The following is a 20,490-nucleotide window of genomic DNA, read 5'->3' on the forward strand; positions in this document are numbered from 1 at the left end:
CGTACATATGAGCTGGGAGTATTCTGAAAATATATTAGTGCAAAATAGTGCGGGAAACCTACTTCATGATGAATTAGAGTGGGATGTTCAGTTTGCCTATAATAAGGAAGTCCTCGGCGTGAATGGTACCTTCGGGCGTAAAAGTTATAAAGAAATTGTTCTTACCAAGTACCTTCGTAAGGCACTGTTTGAAAATAACGACTGGCTAACTGAAGAGTATTGTGATTCTGCAATTAAAACACTTCTTGCTTATACATCCTCTAGTAGCTTAATGCAGATTAATCGCGAAAAATATGGAATGCTTCGAGATGGCATTCCTATAAAAGTTAAGAAAGCTAACGGCGATCAGGAGGATAGGTTGGTCCGGGTGTTTAATTTCTCTGAGCCTGAAAAGAACCATTTTCTTGCTGTAAAGGAGATGAAGATTCATGGTGATTTATATCGTCGCAGAACCGATATTGTTGGCTTTGTGAATGGCATTCCACTGCTTTTTATAGAGTTGAAAAAGCAAAATGTAGATGTACAGGATGCCTACACCTGCAATTACACTGACTATTTAGATACCATTCCCCAGCTATTTCATTTCAATGCCTTTGTGATGTTGTCCAATGGCTTGGAATCCAAAGTAGGTACCCTAGGTAGTAAATACGAGTTTTTCAATGATTGGAAACGTTTACATGAAGATGATACTGGGTCAGTGGAACTGGAAACCATGTTGAGAGGTATTTGTAATAAGAAAAACTTCATGGATTTATTTGAAAATTTTATCCTTTTTGATACTTCTGGTGGTGCAACGGCAAAAATTATGGCAAGAAACCATCAGTTCCTTGGTGTTAACGAAGCTGTTGAATCTTATAAGAATCGAAAACTGAACAATGGTAAGCTGGGTGTTTTCTGGCATACTCAGGGTAGCGGGAAAAGTTATTCCATGGTATTTCTTGCACAAAAGATTCGGCGAAAATTTGCAGGCTCCCCAACATTTGTTATTTTGACAGATCGTGAAGAGCTGAATAAGCAAATCAGTGATACCTTTGAAGCTTGTGGTTTGCTTGGTACTACGAAGGCCAAACAGTTTATTGCTACTAGCGGTGAAGATTTAATTCAGAAGTTAAAAGGAAATCCAAGCTTTATATTTACGTTGATACATAAGTTTAATAAACCAGATGAACCACCAATTATTCCTGACCACGACATTATAATCTTATCGGATGAAGCACATCGTACACAAAATGGTATATTTGCTGATAATATGTGTACATTGCTTCCTACTGCTTCCCGTATAGGATTTACAGGTACACCGCTGTTCGCTTACGACAATATTACCGAAAGAACATTTGGCGGTTATGTTTCCATTTATGATTTCAAGCGTGCTGTAGATGATGGAGCGACAGTTCCTCTATATTATGAGAATAGAGCCGATCTACTGGAGATAGATAATCCTGAAATTAATGATGAACTACTAGATGCAATAGAACAGGCTGATCTGGATGTCAATCAGCAGGCTAAACTAGAACAGGAACTAGCTAAGGACATACATGTCCTTACCAGTGAAAAACGTTTGGATACCATTGCAAAGGATTTTGTAGAGCATTACTCTGAGTTGTGGACAACGGGCAAAGCCATGTTTGTTTGTATCAATAAAGTAACTGCAGTTCGAATGTTTAATTTAGCTCAGAAATATTGGGAGCTAAAAATAAAAGAAATTGAATCTTCGCTATCTGGAGCCACACAGCAGGAATACATGGAAATCAGCCGTAGGCTAGAGTGGATGAAAAACACAGAAATGGCGGTTATTATCAGCCAGGAACAAAATGAAGTAGCTACTTTTGAAAAATGGGGACTGGATATTAAACCCCATCGCAGCAAAATGGAAAAACGAGAAATGGACAAGGAATTTAAGGATCCTGATAATCCATTTCGAATTGTATTTGTTTGCGCTATGTGGCTGACAGGGTTTGATGTGAAATGCCTTTCTACAATCTATTTGGATAAGCCATTAAAGGCACATACCTTAATGCAAACCATAGCACGAGCGAATCGTGTTTATGAGGGAAAAAGCAATGGCCTAATTATTGATTATGTTGGTGTTGTTAAAGCACTGAGGAAGGCTTTGGCTGATTATACAAAAACTAAAGGCGGAACTGATGGGTCTGATCCTGCTCCTGATAAAGCAGAATTGATTGCTCGTATCATTGAATTAACCAATGATATCATTGAGTACATGAAACAGCATGATTTTAATTTGTCAGCTCTTGTTCAGGCAGTTGACTTTGACAAGTTAGCCTTGGTTCAAGAGGGAGCAAATGCCATGTGTGTTTCAGAGGAAGTGAAGAAACGTTTTGAAGTTATGGTTAGGGAATTATTCAAACTGTTTAAGTATGTCGAAAAACAAGAAATCACAGATCAGTACCGAGCTTATAAAAATGCTATCAGTGCAGTTTATGACCAGATGCAGGAAAAAAGGAAGCATTCGGATAATACAGATTTAATGATTCAGCTGCACAATATAGTTAGTGAATATATCAAAGTTGTTAAGCTACCAGATCATGTAAACGAAGATGGTGGTGGATACTTAGCTGAAAGTCGCCGCTTTGATATTAGCCATATTGACTTTGAACGCTTGCAGCAGGAATTTGCACGTGTTAAGAATAAGAATCTTCTTATGAAAGATTTACAGGAGCTTATCAATGACAGGCTGGATAATATGATGAAGCGCAACCCATCACGTATTAACTATTATGAACGATATCAGAAAATTATTGAGGAATACAATGCTGAACAGGACAAAGCTGCCATAGAGAAAACATTTATTGACTTAACTAACTTCGTAAATGATCTGGATGATGAGGAGAAAAGATACGTACGGGAAGGATTTAACAATGACGAAGAATTGGCTATGTACGATTTGCTTTTAAAGGATTCACTTACTCCCGCAGAGATTAAAAAGGTTAAAAAGCTTGCCAAGGTATTGTTGGAACGAATCAAGGATAAAATCAGTGAATTGGATCATTGGACAGAAAAGGAAGAAACTCAGGCAGCAGTCGATATACTTATCAGAGATACCCTATGGAGTGAACTACCTGATAGTTACGATGATAGATTATTAAATGAATATCGCCGAAAGATTTATGAGTTTGTATATACTACTTATCCGGCAGCATAGAGACAGTTAATAAAGGTTCAGTGTTTTAATAAATACAAAAGTTCATAATCAGTGAAGAAAAGAAAGATATGGTCGCGATGGAGATATAGGCTATATAAAGGATGTATTGACGCTAACTCTGAAGTCAAAATTTAAAAGGAAGAGGTGAATAGGGTTGCAGAATCTAAAACCTTTTATTGACGATTTTTCTAAAGCGTTAAGAGAAAATAATGCAGCTATTTTTGCTGGAGCAGGACTTTCCAGTGGAGCAGGGTTTGTGAATTGGACAGAACTACTCCGAAGTGTTGCGGAAGAGCTTCATTTAAAGGTAGAAAAAGAACAACATGATCTAATCTCTCTTGCTCAGTATTATTGCAATGAACATAGTGGAAGAGGTAGGTTAAATCAGATTATTATTGATGAATTTCAAAGACGTGCTTCTATTACTGAGAACCATAGGATTTTAGCCAGGTTGCCTATTACGACATATTGGACAACAAATTATGACACCTTAATTGAAACAGCACTTAGAGAAAACGGTAAAAATCCTGATGTAAAAATTGATCCGGAAAATCTTGCAATTACGTTAAGTGACAGAGATGCGGTTATTTATAAAATGCATGGTGATGTCAGTCAAGTTCATAAGGCAGTTATAACACGGGATGATTATGAAAAATATGAGCTAACGCATTCGTTGTTCACTACTGCATTACAAGGTGACCTGGTATCAAAGACATTCTTGTTTATAGGATTCAGTTTTAATGATCCAAACTTAAACTATATCCTTAGCCGTATAAGAATAAGGCTTGAGGGAAATCAACGTCCTCATTATTGTTTTCTAAAAAAAATAGTTGAAACAGATTTTGACAATAAAGAGGATTATGATTATGCAAGGATTAAGCAGGAACTTCAGATAAATGATTTGAAAAGATTTTCGATTAAAACCATATTAGTTAATGAGTACCAAGAAATAACTAATATTTTAAGAATGATTGAAAAATCTTTTAGAAAAAATAGTATCTTTATATCTGGAAGTGCTGAAGACTACGGTGCAATGTCTGAGGACATTGCAAAAGAACTCTTGCATGGCTTAAGTTATGAACTGGTGAAAAGTGATTGCACAATTATTTCTGGATTCGGTCTAGGCGTAGGGAGTTATGTGATTAATGGTGCGCTTGATTGTTTACAATCAGAAAAGAAAAAAAGAATTGAAAACAACTTAATTTTAAGACCATTTCCACAAAAAGCAAGTGGTGACAAGTCACTTCCTGACCTATGGGATTTTTATAGACGGAACATAATTTCTGAATCTGGTATAGCGATTTTTTTATTTGGCAATAAAATGGTTGACGGGAAGATTGTCAATGCCGATGGTGTGAGAAAGGAATTTGAAATAGCGAAATCAATGGGATTAAATGTAATTCCAGTAGGGGCAACAGGTTTTCAAGCTAGGGTTTTATGGGAAGAAGTAATGAATGATTTTTCAAGGTATTATTCTGATGAACAAGTATTTAAGCCATTGTTTGAAATCCTTGGGAATTCTTTGATACCACATGAAATTATTAGTACTATACTTAAAATAATAGATGAGTTAAGGAGGAGAATTTAGATGGCTAAGAGAGTTTTTTTCAGCTTTCATTATCAAGATGTAATTGATTTTCGTGCAAACGTGGTTCGAAATCATAAAACAACAAAACATGAAGGCGCAGGTTATTTTGATGCTTCTATATGGGAAGATGCGAAGAAAGAAAGCGATTTAGCATTAAAACGCTTAATCAATAGCGAACTTAAAAATACATCAGTTACAGCTGTTTTAATAGGTTCTGAAACATACTCAAGAAGATGGGTTAGATATGAAATCATGAAAAGTCTGGAAAAAGGAAATTTGTTATTGGGCATTCATATTAATTCCATAGCAGGTAAAGATCAAAAAACAAAAAAATTGGGGGCTAATCCATTTGACTATCTTGCAATTGAATTTAGCAATGACGGTCAAAAACTTAATTTGCTAGAATATAAAAATGGGAAATGGGTCAAATATACCGATCTTGATGGATGGAGAATAAGCGGTATTCAACAGTCTGAATGGGGGAAAGCTTATCAATTGTCAAAGTATTTCAAGGTTTATGATTGGGTTGCTGATGATGGGTATAATAATTTTGATAAATGGATCGAATAAATCCGTCTGATGGTGAAGATGATCGGTTTATAAACGAATATACATATTGTATTTTAATCACATAAAATCTTTTACTGCAGTGAATAAATAACTAATAATAGAAATGAGGACCAATCATGAACAAGCGGCGCTTGTCCATGATTGGTTTTATTTCTTTATCATAAAAATTAATCTTCTGTTGAAGAGGAGGTGATGCCTATGATTGTGCCGCTATAGATGTTCGTTCCTAAAACAAAACCAAGGAGGAAAACACATGATCGGTATCGAGCAATACCAAAAAATCCAAGAATACAAAGAACTCGGACTTGCCCAGACCAAAACTGCTAAAGCGCTGGGGATAACCTATTCTTCTGTCAGCAAATACTGGAATATGAGCGAAGAAGATTATGTAAGGGAAGCTGAGCAGGAAAAGTATCATATGGATAATTATCGACAGTACATATTAGAGCAATTGAAAATATGCCCGCAAATTCGGGACACAAATGTCTATCTTAAATTGATGGAAGCCTTTCCCGATTTACAAGTTAAACGAGCTACATTCTACCGCTATATGAAGGCCTTAAGGGAACAGCATGGGTATCAGCATACCAGTAAGCGGAAAATCTCGCCACGTGAAGTCTCGCCACCAGGATATGAAGCTCAGGCTGATTTTGGTCAATATAAACTTAAAGATATGTATGGACGAATTGTGAGGGTATATTTCTTTTGTATGGTTCTGAGTTATAGCAGAATGAAATTTGTTTGCTTTTCACCGGATCCCTTCACGACCGAAACAGCCATAAAAGCTCATAACTATGCATTTCAATATTTTGGAGGAAGACCACAGACAATTCTATATGATCTTGATCGGGTCTATGTGGGTAGCGAAAATCTAGGTAATATTATATTTGTACCGGCCTTTGAAGAATATGTAAAGCGTATCGGCTACAGTGTTTCATTATGCAGGCCAAGAGATCCTCAGAGTAAAGGTAAGGTAGAAGAGGTAATTGGATATGTTAAGCAAAGTTTTCTGGAGGGGAGGGTATATACCGGAATTGACAGTCTTAACAGTGCAGCTCTTGCATGGTTGGATAGAGAAGGCAACGGGAGAGTTCATACTGTGACTAGAAAAGTGCCACGAGAAATGTTTATTGAAGAACAAAAACAGCTTTTTCATGTTAAACCATATTCAGAGGTATCAAGTACTGTAGCATCCTTTGATTCCAATGGAGTGGTCAGCTATAAAGGGAATCGTTATCAGATTGATGTCGGTGTGATGGATGCACATCAACGTATACGTATTGAGGATGATGGTAAAATACTTCTATTTTATGATACTGATACTAATGAATTATTAGCTAAGTATCCAGTAACAGAAGATACTGGACAGATATTCAAAGCTGAGGAAAAAAACAACAGAAACAGGGTTTCTCATGCTCTTATAAAACAATATTTTGCAGAGCATGAAATAGCTCAGGAATTTATACGGCGGATGGAACAGGAACAACCAAAATATTTTAATAGCCATTGTATTCGCTTAAATCGCATGACGAAGTTTTATTCGATGGAGCAAATGCTTGATGGGGTAAGATATTGCATTGAAACTGAACGCTGCAATGCCTATGAACTTTTGGCTTACATAATGTATAAGCATGGTGAGCAGATAGCAAAGAAGTTCTTACCAAATCAACAGTATTTCAACCATCTGACACGTAGCAAGGAGATAAGGAGGGAAATCGATGGCTGATATAACTGAAATCCGCGAGTTGGCTAAGAAGCTAAATCTATGGAATATTTCCAGGGGATATATTGATTTGAATGATGAGAAACTGTCCAACCTAGATTATCTTCAGATGATACTACATAAAGAACTAGAGATACGAGCCAGACAAAAACAGATCAAGCTAAGAAGGGCAAGCAAACTTCCCAACAAGGTATTTGAATTACCAAATTTAAACAAAGGTTTGGAATGGCAGATAAAACAATTATCCCATTTGACGTGGCTCAATGAAGAACAAAACGTTATTCTACTTGGTAAATGCGGGACAGGCAAAACTAGTCTTGCAGTTCATCTTGGAGAAACAGCGATCGACAATGGACATAAAACTTACTATGCATCCATTGATGTTTTTATATCTATTCTAGAGAACAAAGATATAAACCCAAAAGCAGGCGCAACCTTCTCCTATATGCGGGAATGCGACTTGATTATTATTGATGATGTTTTTTATCTAGAACCAACCAGGTCAGAGTTGCAGGCTTTTTATCGAGCAGTTACTTTTCTTAATGAAACAAGAAGTATCATTTTTATTACCAATCGAGAAATATCTACATGGTTAGATGTAGTGGAAGACAAACATCTTTGTCAGACTCTGTTAGATAGAATAACAGCCAATTGTCAGATCATTCGCTTGACCGACAGATAAATTAAAATACTCACCTCTTTTCTAGAAAAGGGTTAATACTCAAATTTGAAAACTATGCCGATTAACGGTTTTATATAGATGCAAAAAATCTCACGAAATCCTAAGATTAGCTTAACTTTTGAGATTTTCTGCAGTTTCTGGGGTAGGGGGGTCTAAATCTCTACCACTTTTTGCCCCGGAAACGGGCGTGGGGTAACGCGTGAAAATTCGCGGTTTCAAACAGTTGTTGTTATATATATCAGTTCTTAGTCCATTGGGATAGTCGATGGCTTTGACTATGCCGTCAGTGTAATATTCGTAGCTGATTCGCACAGGCTGCTAGCCATTTGCGCTCCCTACTGCTCACAAGTTCGCTATGTCCTAATTGTAAGAGTATTCACACCCTCAAATGGCTCTTTTGCATTATAAATATTTACATATTATAATATTATTGTAAATTATGATATAAAGCACCCTAACTAACCAGCGATCCAAAAAACTGTTTATGAAAGGGGGAATTGGTCAGAACCGACAACGGAAGAATCAGCTGGACAAGAACCAATACATACCGGCCGCATTCATCAATCGGAGGCCCATACCTAGAACAGGTTTATTATGGCGTGCTTACCCCCGCCGCCTGATAGCATCAAACAAAGAAGGGAGGCTAACTTAGAAATCCACCTTTAGTGCCTTGACAATGGGGGGCATTATACCCCTTATATTTCCGTAGTTAGAGCAGTGTTTGGAGCGGAATGTAAAAATACAATACAGGATGGGAGAGGAGTGAGGCTTATGAGTGTAGCTAGATGCTGTTAAATTATTTTTCAACTAGTTTTAATTCACTGTTTTAATCCACTATGTATAAAACATCGATGTCGTGAAAAAACAATATCACAGAATAGCTTTTTTAATGTCTTAAATGAAAAGGAGGGAGAAAACCATTGAGAAAAGGAAAGAATCATTTTTATTCGCACTAGTATTGATATTATCACTTATAATAACACCAGTAACACAAGCCATGGAGGATCAGGCAATTGGTGTGGACGAATCATTAGTTGTAAATGAAGAAAACGTCATAAACTATAAAGAACTAAGTAGGGATATGATACAAGGACTTGATGAGGCAGATTTGAATAGACTTAAGGATAAGATAGTCTCTGATTATATTAACAGAAATCCAGATGCGGTTTTAGAGATACCATTTACCTATGATCAAATCCAAAAAGCAACAAAGAAAAAGGAGACTAATATAGAAGAATGATTCCACTGCAAAAACCCCAAAAATATTGTAAAACAGCAGGATAAACCACTGTGAATATCGAAGTAATAGTTAGATATTTAAAGCAAATAAAAGATAAACTAACTTTAGGGTGGTTTTGCAGTATGTTCCGTAAAAACGATAGTCACTATCAAGATGAACTTTTTAGCCATTACCAGTCCATGAGACCAAGTGTAGCCAAACTACTAAACAAAACCTGGGCACCAGTTTTCTATGAACATGTTTTTTGTAAAATCAACGAAGATCTGTTTGCCCCCATGTATTGTCTTGATACCGGCAGACCCAATGTTCCAGTTAATATACTGATGTCATTAGAGATTATCAAAAACATGTTTGGTTATACTGATCAAGAATTAATCGAGCAGTTCTACTTTAACTTCCAGGTCAATTATGCCCTAGGTATAAGAAACCTGGGTGAGGTTTACCTGGCTGAACGTACCCTTTACGAATTCAGAGAAAGAGTTTATAGGCACATATTAGAGTATCCCGAGCAAGATGAAGTGATTTTCCAACAGTTTGAAATCCTAACCAAGAATTTTATCGAACAAGCCGGGATAAAAACCGATGACCAGCGTATGGATTCTACCTTGATTTCTCCCAATATCAAGAAAGCCGGTAGACTCTCGTTAGCCCTGGATGTATTGGTTCAAGCGGTAAGAGGCATTGCTTCTAACATGCTTTCCGATAATCTCAAACAAGTGTTAAGAGATAGCTTCAGAACTGATTTACTATACAGAACTAGAAATCAGGAACTGGAAAGCAGGTTCCAGAAAGTCCTTAACCTCATGCAAGAGGTAGATAACTTGGCAAATAAGGATCGTAACCTTGCTTCAAAACGAGAAATGGTTCTGCTTAAGCGTTTTCTAGGCGAACAGGCTGCCTTCGATGAATCTAAGGGAATATGGCTCGCCAAGCCCAGTAGTGAAATTGAAAGCGGTTCCCTGCAATCAGCTTATGATAGTGACGCTACCTTCCGTAACAAAGCGGGTAAGAACCATAGCGGCTACGTTTTAAACGTGAGCGAAACCAGTAGCAAAGAAAACCCGATTCAGGTGATTACCGACTTTTCAGTACAACCCAATAACATCAGCGATGTAGAGATGGCTAAGGAGCGCATACCCATCATCAAACAAAGGACGGATGTAAAGGACATCTACTTAGATGGAGGTTACTACGGCCAAGAGGTCATAGAAATGGCAGATGAGCTAGAGGTTAACCTACACTATACAGATATGACCGGACGTAAGGCTCCATCAGATAAACTTTCCACAACCAGTTTTAAGTTTGATGATGATATGAAAATAATCAGTTGTCCCCAGGGCAAGATCCCATTTAGAAGCGATTTCAATCCCGGTTCCAAGACTAGCAGTTGCCACTTCAAACACGAGGATTGCCAAGGATGCCCGAATTTTGATATATGTCCAGTAAAGACCCAGAAGAAAGACCGGATATTACGGGTTAGTTTAAAAACCATCCAGGCTGACCGGGTTAGAGATCAAATACACAATATTGCGGTCAGACGTGAAAACACCAGTTATCGTGCTGGAATCGAAGCAACCAACTCCGCTCTAAAAAGAGGGGAAGATCTGAATAACCTTTACACACGTGGCGTGCTAAAAACTTACTTGGTCACTGCTTACAAAATTATAGCCCGAAATATTAAGCAGTTTTCCCGGATGGCTCTGGGCAAGCTAAGGAAGCCGAAAAGGCCAAAAGCAGGGATATTATGCCCAAATTTAGGTTAACGAACACAAAACCATAGTAATGGAGGTCTAAATTAGCGATCTTCAGTTGAAAAAGAACTTTTTGAGCTATCTGCTCAAGACAATTTTTACTATTGAAAACCCCCATAGGGGTTAAACAACCTGTTTTTGCAGTGGAATCAAGAATTAGTCTCGAAAAACCTAATACTACTCGAAAAACAATCTAAAATAGAATCTTTAAACGTTGGTACAAACGAGACGTTTAATCGTGCAGACGCAGTATTCACTAGTGCAAATTCGGGGTTTTCTTTAACCTCTGATATTCCGAACAGAACCAAAGCAGATCATGGTTTCGACGGAACGGGTTGGGCAGATGCTAAAAGTGATTACCAATGTCCCGGTGGGATTGGCTCAGGTTACGCAATGAGTTCAATTGGTCTACTAGTTTCAATTACTGGTTCTGGTTCAGGTAGCGCCTTAGTCAACATTCAAGGCACTTATAATGGGTATCTACAAGTAGCAGGTGCAACAGCTGGAATTATTAACAGCAGTGCGTATGCATCTGTTGATTTTGATATCTATGAAGTTGATCCTTCAACATCAGTGTTTTTGGCAAGTAAAAAATATATACTCTAACGGCGTCGCATTATCGGTTTTGCCTAATAGTTTTGGTGGTAATATATCAGAACCTTTAATGCCAACCTTGTACGCTGGTAAGACCTATTATTTCGCTATAACTGCTTATACTGAGTCGGAAATGGCTTGGCATGAGGTGCTTACGTGGGCAACTGCGGATATGCTAAATGACCCAGATGGAGCTAGTGGTGGAGATGGTATTGACTTTACTTCAGTACAAATAACATGGCAATAAATAAACTTTATTTAATGTAATGATAAGGGAACTGGTCTTAAATGTGCGGATTGACCGATCTAACCCTGAATAGATATGACCACGATACGCAAGAAGACTATCTTTGCTCGTCGCTGCTATGTGAATAGGATGTATGCTTTATGACTAACAAGTTACCCCACTTCATAGTAATATCGTTGCTTTTCATATTGGTAACCTTAACGAAATTATCGGGCTCGGGCTTTAGATTTAGGTTTTCCTTATATAGCGTTTTTGTTTTGCCAGTTGTTTATTTATGGTATAAGTTTAAAAAACAAGCTGATCATTTAGGCGACTGGTATATTGACAAAACTGCCTTATTGATTTTATCTCCTTTTATTATTTTTGTAACCGCATATTCTTATGCTGTAATTGAAGGTTCAAACTTAAAGATAGTATTCATTGCAACATTGAACGCCATTTTGATTTCTATGCTGTTTTCCTTACATAAAGAGAAGGACGGGGATTTTAAAGTGACTTTGACCTTAATAAGATCCCTGTCAGGGGATCTCCTTATTCAAGTAATGAACACCTTGGAGGAATCGGAGCAAAAGCTCATTATACAAAGATTTGGCCTGGAAAATGGGAAAACCCTCACAATAGCCGCCTTGTCGGATTATTATAGTATGAATACCACCGAGTTGAAGGATTGGCTAACTTTAGTGGATAATAAATTATTTGAGAGTATTAAAGCTAAAGAACTGAATGAACCCTGTATTTGATAAGTCCAGTAGGAAAATCCTGCTCGGGCGGTTGTGGGATAGATTTAAGCGCGATATCATTAACTTGGAAATCATTCATTCATATTGTTTGTTACGTATATTATATACCTAACAAACAATAATCTTTAGGAGGAGCAATGCCTACTGCACTGGCCATTTTAAGCGTTATTGTGTTACTGCTCCCGCATAATGTCCAGCGATAGACGGTGTAAATTGTCCAAAAATTGACGGGCGTGATGTCGGCAATAGATGCCCCATCGGGGCAGGGAGAACTAATTCAATTCTCCCTTAACAACCAATTTAACCATATGATCATCAATGATATTTCGTTTGTTCTGCGCCCCATAGAGCAAGCAGTGAGCGCAGGTCCTGTTGACCATTCCAACTGCTCCACCTGAAAACTTAAATATCTCGTCAACAGATTATCCGAGAAAATATTCCGTTCGGCGCCTGCATAAGCCAGGTGCCGTTTTACATACTCCCCGACTTGGGATCGGTCCAGATGCGGTGCCGGTCAATGCGCTGCCTGATAGTGGCATAGGGCTGTAAGCGTCAAACAGCGAACACCTATAAATCAAGGTAAGCGTCAAAAACTTCACACATATGAACGCAGCAACAAAAGGTGAGAAAATAACCTGAACACAAAAACAAGGAGGTGTTCAGGAATGATAGGCAATGATCTGCGCAGCCTGTGGGAACAGCGTCTGGCAGAACATCAAGTCAGCGATAAAAGCATAGCTGCCTGGTGCAATGATCATTCAATCAAAGTACATCAATTTTACTATTGGCGTAAGAAGCTGCGCTTCGGCCAGGTGGACAACAATCAACCTGTAAAATGGCTTGCCCTGGGATTAGACCGGGTAAGTCTTGACCCAGACACCATAGCAGTGCATATCGGACAAGCAACAATTGAGGTCAAAAAAGGATTTGATCAGCAGCTGTTGCGCGAGATCATGCAGGTCCTGCAGACAATATGATAAGTGAAATATCAAGCAGGCAGGTTTATCTGGCCTGCGGCAGTACTGATCTTAGAAAATCGATTGACGGATTGGCAGTGTTAGTCAAAGAATCGTTTGATCTGGATCCGTTTAGCCCGAGTCTATTTGTGTTCTGCAATCGCAAGCGTGACAAACTCAAGATATTACAATGGGAACATAATGGCTTCTGGTTGCATTACCGGCGTTTGGAGCGCGGCAAGTTTAACTGGCCGACAGATAAAACCGAGGTGGTTAGCATCAGCTACCGCGAATTCCGCTGGCTGCTGGATGGCTTATCTATAAAACAAACTCAGGCTCATAAAGCAGTTAAACAACGAATTATTCTTTAACAGAAAACGGCTCTAAACCCGGATATTTAGGCATTTTCATAGTGCAAAAAGGCCGATTTTACGGTATAATATAGCTATGGATATGCAAGAAAATTCGGACTTGATAATTGATGTAAACGGTAAAATAAAAGGGAGAAAAATTGGCCACTAAAAACGGAGAATATTTACCTTAATGTTCCAAACCAGCTAAAATTGTAGGGTAAAAGACTACAATTATGCGAGGAGAGGAACCAGGTGAAGGGGTGGCCGATGTATCAAGAATTACAGCAGCTAAAGGAGATGGGGCTTAATAAATCACAAGTTCAACGGCAGTTGGGCATAGATTGGAAAACAGTTGATCGTTATTGGGAGGTGACGCCAGACGAATATGACGAAATAAGAAAAAACACAAAAAGAACCAGAAAGCTTGAAAAATACGAAGAACAAATTGTGAGGTGGTTACAGGAACATCCCGACATGTCATCAGCACAAATACAAGATTGGCTTAAACAGCATTATTTAGATTATCAGGGAAAGGAGAGAACGCTTAGACGATTTATCAGGAGTTTACGGATTCAGTATAACATTAAGAAGCCTATTATCCAGCGTCAATACCAAGCAGTGGAAGAACTGCCCATGGGTTATCAGGCACAAGTAGATTTAGGTTTTACCACCCTGGTAAATACCCAGGGGCAGCGGGTAAAGCTCACAGGATTTGGGCTGGTTCTCTCACACAGCCGTTATAAATATGTTGAATGGGACGATAAGCCACTTACAGCAGCCAGATTCATACAGGTGCATTATCGGGCCTTTGAATACATAGGAGGGGTGCCAGAAGAAATTGTGTACGATCAGGACAGGCTCCTGGCTATAAACGAAAACTTTGGGGATATCATATACACAGCAGAATTCGAGAGATTCCGGCAGCAGATGGGTTTTAAGATATATCTTTGCCGCAAAAGTGATCCGGAGACCAAGGGCAAAATTGAGGCAGTTATCAAATATGCCAAAGGCAACTACGCCAGGCACCGGATATTTGACAACATTCAAGCATTTAATCAGGGGTGTATAGAATGGCTGAACAGAACAGCAAACGCCAATATACATGGCACAACAAAAAAGGTACCGGCAGAAGTGTTTAAAGAAGAACAAAAACACTTAAAACCGATACCGACCATAATTAATCAACCTGAAGAAATTATAACAAGACAGGTACGCAAAGACAATATCATTTGGTACAACAGCAACCGATATACTTTGCCCCTGGGCACTTACCATCCTGAAAGAGAAGTGAAGATTAAAGCAGACCAGGGCATACTAATCGTTTTTGACCTTGAAACCGATGAAGAGCTGGCCCGTCATGAAATATCTCTGGATAAAGGCCGATTGATCAGGAATAACAATCATAAACGCGACCATTCTGCCCGGATAGCCGAATTATATCAAGATACCCTGGCCAATATGGGAGGAAGTGAAATAGCAGCTGTTTTCCTCGATGGTATTCGTAAAGAAAAACCCAGATATGTTCGTGACCAGTATAATCTCATTATCCAAACGATTAAAAATTACTCTTTGGAAACAATATCCCAGGCATTAGATTATTGTGTGGAAAGGAGTATTTTTAGCGCAGTTGAATTCAAGACCGCCCTGGAGTATTTTGCCCAGCAAAACAACAGCCCGGCGGAAACTATACTTGATACGTCTGCCATACCTCTTGCCTATCGGATTAAAACCGAGATCAGAAATATTAGCGAATACGCCGCTATTTATGGAGGTATGAGTATTGAACAAGGCCGAAGAAACCAGGACTTATTTAAGAAGCCTTAACCTTTCCTGGTGCAGAGACAACCTGGATCAAACCCTGCAGACAGCAAGCAGTACCGACATATCCTATCTGGATTTTCTTAACCGGCTGCTGCAGGGAGAGATAAACTACCGTGAAAAAAGATCTGAAGAGCGCCGGATGAAGATGGCGGGGTTTCCCTTTGTTAAAAGCATAGATGAATTCGATTTTGCATTTCAGCGTTCTATTACCCGTAAACAGGTTAATCAATTGCTGGATATGCAATGGATTGAGAAGTTCTACAATCTGATTTTCCTTGGGCCTCCGGGAGTGGGGAAAACTCATTTGGCTGTAGCTATCGGGCTTGAGGCTGTGAAAAAAGGTTACAAGGTAAGCTTCGTAAATATGGATGATTTAATCAAGCATCTTAAGCTGGAAACTACCTCAACCCGGAGCCGCCAGAGGATGAAACGGATCATGGCTTCAGATTTAGTGGTAATTGATGAGATAGGTTTTGTCCCCATTACCAGGCAGGAAGCTAATTTGTTTTTTCAATTGATATCATCACTTTATGAACAGACGGCCTTAATAATAACTTCAAACAAGGGTTTTGAAGACTGGGCCGAATTGATGTAAGCGGTCAAGTATTTTGGAGAAATTTTGGCCAATAATTTTCCATAGGACTACAGTCTTAGTATAGAATCTCGATGTTTAAGGCGGTAACTGTCGCCGGTCAGATTGAATATCTCACTATGATGAGCGATTCGATCCAGGATAGCGGTAGTTATAACCGGGTCTCCCATCAATTGTAAACGGTAAAATAAAAGGGAGAAAAATTGGCCACTAAAAACGGAGAATATTTACCTTAATGTTCCAAACCAGCTAAAATTGTAGGGTAAAAGACTACAATTATGCGAGGAGAGGAACCAGGTGAAGGGGTGGCCGATGTATCAAGAATTACAGCAGCTAAAGGAGATGGGGCTTAATAAATCACAAGTTCAACGGCAGTTGGGCATAGATTGGAAAACAGTTGATCGTTATTGGGAGGTGACGCCAGACGAATATGACGAAATAAGAAAAAACACAAAAAGAACCAGAAAGCTTGAAAAATACGAAGAACAAATTGTGAGGTGGTTACAGGAACATCCCGACATGTCATCAGCACAAATACAAGATTGGCTTAAACAGCATTATTTAGATTATCAGGGAAAGGAGAGAACGCTTAGACGATTTATCAGGAGTTTACGGATTCAGTATAACATTAAGAAGCCTATTATCCAGCGTCAATACCAAGCAGTGGAAGAACTGCCCATGGGTTATCAGGCACAAGTAGATTTAGGTTTTACCACCCTGGTAAATACCCAGGGGCAGCGGGTAAAGCTCACAGGATTTGGGCTGGTTCTCTCACACAGCCGTTATAAATATGTTGAATGGGACGATAAGCCACTTACAGCAGCCAGATTCATACAGGTGCATTATCGGGCCTTTGAATACATAGGAGGGGTGCCAGAAGAAATTGTGTACGATCAGGACAGGCTCCTGGCTATAAACGAAAACTTTGGGGATATCATATACACAGCAGAATTCGAGAGATTCCGGCAGCAGATGGGTTTTAAGATATATCTTTGCCGCAAAAGTGATCCGGAGACCAAGGGCAAAATTGAGGCAGTTATCAAATATGCCAAAGGCAACTACGCCAGGCACCGGATATTTGACAACATTCAAGCATTTAATCAGGGGTGTATAGAATGGCTGAACAGAACAGCAAACGCCAATATACATGGCACAACAAAAAAGGTACCGGCAGAAGTGTTTAAAGAAGAACAAAAACACTTAAAACCGATACCGACCATAATTAATCAACCTGAAGAAATTATAACAAGACAGGTACGCAAAGACAATATCATTTGGTACAACAGCAACCGATATACTTTGCCCCTGGGCACTTACCATCCTGAAAGAGAAGTGAAGATTAAAGCAGACCAGGGCATACTAATCGTTTTTGACCTTGAAACCGATGAAGAGCTGGCCCGTCATGAAATATCTCTGGATAAAGGCCGATTGATCAGGAATAACAATCATAAACGCGACCATTCTGCCCGGATAGCCGAATTATATCAAGATACCCTGGCCAATATGGGAGGAAGTGAAATAGCAGCTGTTTTCCTCGATGGTATTCGTAAAGAAAAACCCAGATATGTTCGTGACCAGTATAATCTCATTATCCAAACGATTAAAAATTACTCTTTGGAAACAATATCCCAGGCATTAGATTATTGTGTGGAAAGGAGTATTTTTAGCGCAGTTGAATTCAAGACCGCCCTGGAGTATTTTGCCCAGCAAAACAACAGCCCGGCGGAAACTATACTTGATACGTCTGCCATACCTCTTGCCTATCGGATTAAAACCGAGATCAGAAATATTAGCGAATACGCCGCTATTTATGGAGGTATGAGTATTGAACAAGGCCGAAGAAACCAGGACTTATTTAAGAAGCCTTAACCTTTCCTGGTGCAGAGACAACCTGGATCAAACCCTGCAGACAGCAAGCAGTACCGACATATCCTATCTGGATTTTCTTAACCGGCTGCTGCAGGGAGAGATAAACTACCGTGAAAAAAGATCTGAAGAGCGCCGGATGAAGATGGCGGGGTTTCCCTTTGTTAAAAGCATAGATGAATTCGATTTTGCATTTCAGCGTTCTATTACCCGTAAACAGGTTAATCAATTGCTGGATATGCAATGGATTGAGAAGTTCTACAATCTGATTTTCCTTGGGCCTCCGGGAGTGGGGAAAACTCATTTGGCTGTAGCTATCGGGCTTGAGGCTGTGAAAAAAGGTTACAAGGTAAGCTTCGTAAATATGGATGATTTAATCAAGCATCTTAAGCTGGAAACTACCTCAACCCGGAGCCGCCAGAGGATGAAACGGATCATGGCTTCAGATTTAGTGGTAATTGATGAGATAGGTTTTGTCCCCATTACCAGGCAGGAAGCTAATTTGTTTTTTCAATTGATATCATCACTTTATGAACAGACGGCCTTAATAATAACTTCAAACAAGGGTTTTGAAGACTGGGCCGAATTGATGGGAGACCCGGTTATAACTACCGCTATCCTGGATCGAATCGCTCATCATAGTGAGATATTCAATCTGACCGGCGACAGTTACCGCCTTAAACATCGAGATTCTATACTAAGACTGTAGTCCTATGGAAAATTATTGGCCAAAATTTCTCCAAAATACTTGACCGCTTACAGCTCGCCAAGGGTTTATTATATTTGTTCCCTATGGTGACGAAAATGACAAAACCAGAAAGCCAGAATTTTACGATCACATATATAACTATTTAAAGGAAATTGGAATAAGAGAGGTATAGTTGAACTATTCGAAAATCAAATAGTTCAATAAAATGTTGCAATCATTTTCAAATCTGATTACGGTTAATAGTTTACCACACGATTTCAAATCGTTTTCAATAACGAGAAAAAGCGGTGGACTTGTTCCCGAGAACTATAAAATAGTTAATTTGTTCCCTCATACCTCGAAAACACTAAAACCGGTTGACCTGTTCCCAAGGACGCAGACATCAATAACATCAACTCGAGCCAGTGGAGACAGTGTGCCTTTTGTCAAGAAAGTAGTCTTTAGAAAACGGCTTAAAATCAAGGTTTGTAGGGGCTACAACAATCTTATCTACTCAAGTTTAGTGTGTTTATGGAAACATATCGACGGTGTAATAGGCGTCCATATAGGCGCTGACCAGGTTGAGTTGAGGCGACAGGATTGATGAAAATGAGCCCCTAGAATAACGATAGGGTGAGAAGGGTACTTCTATCCCGTACGTGGAAAATGACTGCAGAAGGCAGAGATTTTTGAAGAAATGCTTCGGAGGATATTGAGTGCTGCTGGAAAGGCTGGTGAATAGGATGAAGATTGCATGGTTTTGTATTCCTGCCCACGGTCATACCAATCCTACTCTAGGACTTGTGAAAGAGATGATTGAGGCAGGACATGAGGTGACTTATTTTTCTTTTGAGAAATTCAGGGAAAAGATTGAGGGTACGGGAGCGACATTTGTTCCCTGCGATGCATATGATCTGGATATCGACGCAAAGGACGGCGGCAACAGAGTAGGAAAGGATCTTGCTTTCTCCATCGAGTTGATTGTTGCATCCACTTTGGCAATGGATGGTCTGATGGGTCGGGTAATACCGGACATGAAGCCAGACCTGATTGTTGCGGATTCCATGGCTTTCAGTGGTAAATTGGCGGCAATGAAGTTTGGAATTCCTTACGTTTGTTCCACTACCACATTTGCATTTAACCGATACTCTGCGAAATACATGGATCAGGGCATGGGAGGTTTGTTCAGCACGCTTCTTGCTCTGCCAAAAATCAAAAGGCAGTTGAAAAGGCTTCAGGAGATGGGATATCCGGTAAAAAGCTTTTTAGAACTGATTTCAAATGACAATCAGACCAATACGATTGTATATACATCGAAAGAGTTTCAGCCCTATGCCGAGACTTTCTCTGGTAAATACTGCTTCATCGGTCCATCCATTCGTCCAGTGAAGCATCCTATGGAAAAGGCTGCAGAGAAGACGGTGTATATCTCCATGGGTACGGTTGTAAGCAACAGGGAGATGTATGAGAACTGCGTGGAAGCGCTTCGGGGAACGGACTATCAAGTGATTGTATCCATGGGTGAGACAGCCAATGAATTCACGAATCTTCCTGAGAATATACAGGTGTATGATTCTGTGGATCAGATGGCGGTATTGAATATTGCGGATGCATTTGTCACACACTGCGGTATGAATTCTGCATCAGAAGGACTGTATTTCGAGGTTCCGCTAGTTCTGTCACCACAGACACCGGAGCAGTGGGCTGTGGCAAAACGCACGGAAGAACTGGGGGCAGGTGTGATGCTGCCAGCTTCCAGAAGGTCAGTGGAGGAGATTAGGAATGCCATCGAGAAGGTGCTGAATGATGGTTCTTATAAAGCAGCGGCAACCGAAATCTCGAATGGGTTCAAAAGATGCGGTGGAGTAAAAGAAGGCAGAGCATTTCTGGAGAAAATCGTGAAATAGAGCCAAATT

At 39.5% G+C, this 20,490-nt stretch carries 17 protein-coding genes and 1 pseudogene; 17 read left to right on the plus strand and 1 reads right to left on the minus strand.

Annotation, left to right across the window (positions count from 1 at the left end):
* The first annotated feature begins 7 nt into the window (after positions 1 to 7).
* The 14 genes from AC15IQ_RS10470 (at position 8) to istB (AC15IQ_RS10535) (ending at position 16,023) form a co-directional block, all read left to right on the plus strand.
* Positions 8 to 3,163: a type I restriction endonuclease subunit R gene (locus AC15IQ_RS10470; protein ID WP_483179003.1), complete on the plus strand. Its 3,156-nt coding sequence runs from the start codon at positions 8 to 10 to the stop codon at positions 3,161 to 3,163.
* Positions 3,164 to 3,317: 154 nt separating this feature from the next.
* The gene (locus AC15IQ_RS10475) at positions 3,318 to 4,751 is read left to right on the plus strand and encodes an SIR2 family protein (protein ID WP_416197191.1); all 1,434 of its coding nucleotides are present in this window, start codon (positions 3,318 to 3,320) and stop codon (positions 4,749 to 4,751) included.
* Positions 4,752 to 5,321, plus strand: a complete 570-nt coding sequence (locus AC15IQ_RS10480; RefSeq protein ID WP_483179005.1) for a TIR domain-containing protein — start codon at positions 4,752 to 4,754, stop codon at positions 5,319 to 5,321. It abuts the gene before it with no gap.
* A 253-nt stretch (positions 5,322 to 5,574) separates the two neighbouring features.
* On the plus strand, positions 5,575 to 7,047 hold the full coding sequence (istA, locus tag AC15IQ_RS10485) for an IS21 family transposase (protein ID WP_483179007.1): 1,473 nt from the start codon (positions 5,575 to 5,577) through the stop codon (positions 7,045 to 7,047).
* Positions 7,040 to 7,726 carry an ATP-binding protein gene (locus tag AC15IQ_RS10490; protein WP_011641594.1) on the plus strand — a complete coding sequence of 229 codons (687 nt, stop codon included), beginning with the start codon at positions 7,040 to 7,042 and terminating at the stop codon, positions 7,724 to 7,726. Before istA (AC15IQ_RS10485) ends, AC15IQ_RS10490 begins: the two co-directional genes overlap by 8 nt.
* Before the next feature lie 898 nt (positions 7,727 to 8,624).
* Positions 8,625 to 8,966, plus strand: coding sequence for a hypothetical protein (locus AC15IQ_RS10495; RefSeq protein ID WP_483179009.1), 342 nt, complete (start codon positions 8,625 to 8,627; stop codon positions 8,964 to 8,966).
* A 122-nt stretch (positions 8,967 to 9,088) separates the two neighbouring features.
* Positions 9,089 to 10,729 carry a transposase gene (locus tag AC15IQ_RS10500; RefSeq protein ID WP_483179010.1) on the plus strand — a complete coding sequence of 547 codons (1,641 nt, stop codon included), beginning with the start codon at positions 9,089 to 9,091 and terminating at the stop codon, positions 10,727 to 10,729.
* A gap of 126 nt (positions 10,730 to 10,855) precedes the next feature.
* Positions 10,856 to 11,323 carry a hypothetical protein gene (locus AC15IQ_RS10505; protein WP_483179011.1) on the plus strand — a complete coding sequence of 156 codons (468 nt, stop codon included), beginning with the start codon at positions 10,856 to 10,858 and terminating at the stop codon, positions 11,321 to 11,323.
* A gap of 492 nt (positions 11,324 to 11,815) precedes the next feature.
* The gene (locus AC15IQ_RS10510; RefSeq protein WP_483179013.1) at positions 11,816 to 12,298 is read left to right on the plus strand and encodes a hypothetical protein; all 483 of its coding nucleotides are present in this window, start codon (positions 11,816 to 11,818) and stop codon (positions 12,296 to 12,298) included.
* A gap of 236 nt (positions 12,299 to 12,534) precedes the next feature.
* Complete coding sequence (locus tag AC15IQ_RS10515; RefSeq protein ID WP_483179014.1) at positions 12,535 to 12,696, plus strand: hypothetical protein; 162 nt, start codon at positions 12,535 to 12,537, stop codon at positions 12,694 to 12,696.
* A gap of 267 nt (positions 12,697 to 12,963) precedes the next feature.
* Positions 12,964 to 13,275, plus strand: coding sequence for an IS66 family insertion sequence element accessory protein TnpA (gene tnpA / locus AC15IQ_RS10520; RefSeq protein ID WP_483179016.1), 312 nt, complete (start codon positions 12,964 to 12,966; stop codon positions 13,273 to 13,275).
* Positions 13,272 to 13,625 (plus strand): IS66 family insertion sequence element accessory protein TnpB, encoded by a 354-nt coding sequence (tnpB, locus tag AC15IQ_RS10525; protein WP_483179017.1) that lies wholly within the window; start codon positions 13,272 to 13,274, stop codon positions 13,623 to 13,625. The genes tnpA and tnpB overlap by 4 nt, the downstream gene beginning before the upstream one ends.
* A gap of 249 nt (positions 13,626 to 13,874) precedes the next feature.
* The gene (istA, locus tag AC15IQ_RS10530) at positions 13,875 to 15,431 is read left to right on the plus strand and encodes an IS21 family transposase (RefSeq protein ID WP_483176949.1); all 1,557 of its coding nucleotides are present in this window, start codon (positions 13,875 to 13,877) and stop codon (positions 15,429 to 15,431) included.
* Positions 15,388 to 16,023 carry an IS21-like element helper ATPase IstB gene (gene istB / locus AC15IQ_RS10535; protein WP_483177252.1) on the plus strand — a complete coding sequence of 212 codons (636 nt, stop codon included), beginning with the start codon at positions 15,388 to 15,390 and terminating at the stop codon, positions 16,021 to 16,023. Before istA (AC15IQ_RS10530) ends, istB (AC15IQ_RS10535) begins: the two co-directional genes overlap by 44 nt.
* A gap of 47 nt (positions 16,024 to 16,070) precedes the next feature.
* Here the strand turns inward: istB (AC15IQ_RS10535) and AC15IQ_RS10540 are convergent.
* Positions 16,071 to 16,196, minus strand: a pseudogene (locus tag AC15IQ_RS10540) (ATP-binding protein); the annotation flags it as partial.
* A 136-nt stretch (positions 16,197 to 16,332) separates the two neighbouring features.
* Here AC15IQ_RS10540 and istA (AC15IQ_RS10545) point away from each other — a divergent pair.
* The 3 genes from istA (AC15IQ_RS10545) (at position 16,333) to AC15IQ_RS10555 (ending at position 20,481) form a co-directional block, all read left to right on the plus strand.
* Positions 16,333 to 17,889 (plus strand): IS21 family transposase, encoded by a 1,557-nt coding sequence (gene istA, locus AC15IQ_RS10545; RefSeq protein WP_483176949.1) that lies wholly within the window; start codon positions 16,333 to 16,335, stop codon positions 17,887 to 17,889.
* Entirely contained in the window at positions 17,846 to 18,595 is a 750-nt protein-coding gene (istB, locus tag AC15IQ_RS10550; protein ID WP_483176950.1) for an IS21-like element helper ATPase IstB, read from the plus strand. Before istA (AC15IQ_RS10545) ends, istB (AC15IQ_RS10550) begins: the two co-directional genes overlap by 44 nt.
* Before the next feature lie 695 nt (positions 18,596 to 19,290).
* Positions 19,291 to 20,481, plus strand: a complete 1,191-nt coding sequence (locus AC15IQ_RS10555) for a macrolide family glycosyltransferase (RefSeq protein WP_483179018.1) — start codon at positions 19,291 to 19,293, stop codon at positions 20,479 to 20,481.
* The last annotated feature ends 9 nt before the right edge of the window (positions 20,482 to 20,490 follow it).

The sequence above is a fragment of the Syntrophomonas sp. DTU019 genome, from assembly GCA_913757435.1.
GTDB lineage: Bacteria > Bacillota > Syntrophomonadia > Syntrophomonadales > Syntrophomonadaceae > DTU019.

Bases quoted from the DNA above. Each gene is read 5' to 3' on its own strand.
- tnpA (WP_483179016.1), top strand. From the start codon at position 12,964: ATGATAGGCAATGATCTGCGCAGCCTGTGGGAACAGCGTCTGGCAGAA.
- tnpB (WP_483179017.1), top strand. From the start codon at position 13,272: ATGATAAGTGAAATATCAAGCAGGCAGGTTTATCTGGCCTGCGGCAGT.
- istA (WP_483176949.1), top strand. From the start codon at position 13,875: ATGTATCAAGAATTACAGCAGCTAAAGGAGATGGGGCTTAATAAATCA.
- AC15IQ_RS10470 (WP_483179003.1), top strand. From the start codon at position 8: ATGAGCTGGGAGTATTCTGAAAATATATTAGTGCAAAATAGTGCGGGA.
- AC15IQ_RS10490 (WP_011641594.1), top strand. From the start codon at position 7,040: ATGGCTGATATAACTGAAATCCGCGAGTTGGCTAAGAAGCTAAATCTA.
- istA (WP_483176949.1), top strand. From the start codon at position 16,333: ATGTATCAAGAATTACAGCAGCTAAAGGAGATGGGGCTTAATAAATCA.
- AC15IQ_RS10500 (WP_483179010.1), top strand. From the start codon at position 9,089: ATGTTCCGTAAAAACGATAGTCACTATCAAGATGAACTTTTTAGCCAT.
- AC15IQ_RS10480 (WP_483179005.1), top strand. From the start codon at position 4,752: ATGGCTAAGAGAGTTTTTTTCAGCTTTCATTATCAAGATGTAATTGAT.
- AC15IQ_RS10515 (WP_483179014.1), top strand. From the start codon at position 12,535: ATGTCGGCAATAGATGCCCCATCGGGGCAGGGAGAACTAATTCAATTC.
- istA (WP_483179007.1), top strand. From the start codon at position 5,575: ATGATCGGTATCGAGCAATACCAAAAAATCCAAGAATACAAAGAACTC.
- AC15IQ_RS10495 (WP_483179009.1), top strand. From the start codon at position 8,625: ATGAAAAGGAGGGAGAAAACCATTGAGAAAAGGAAAGAATCATTTTTA.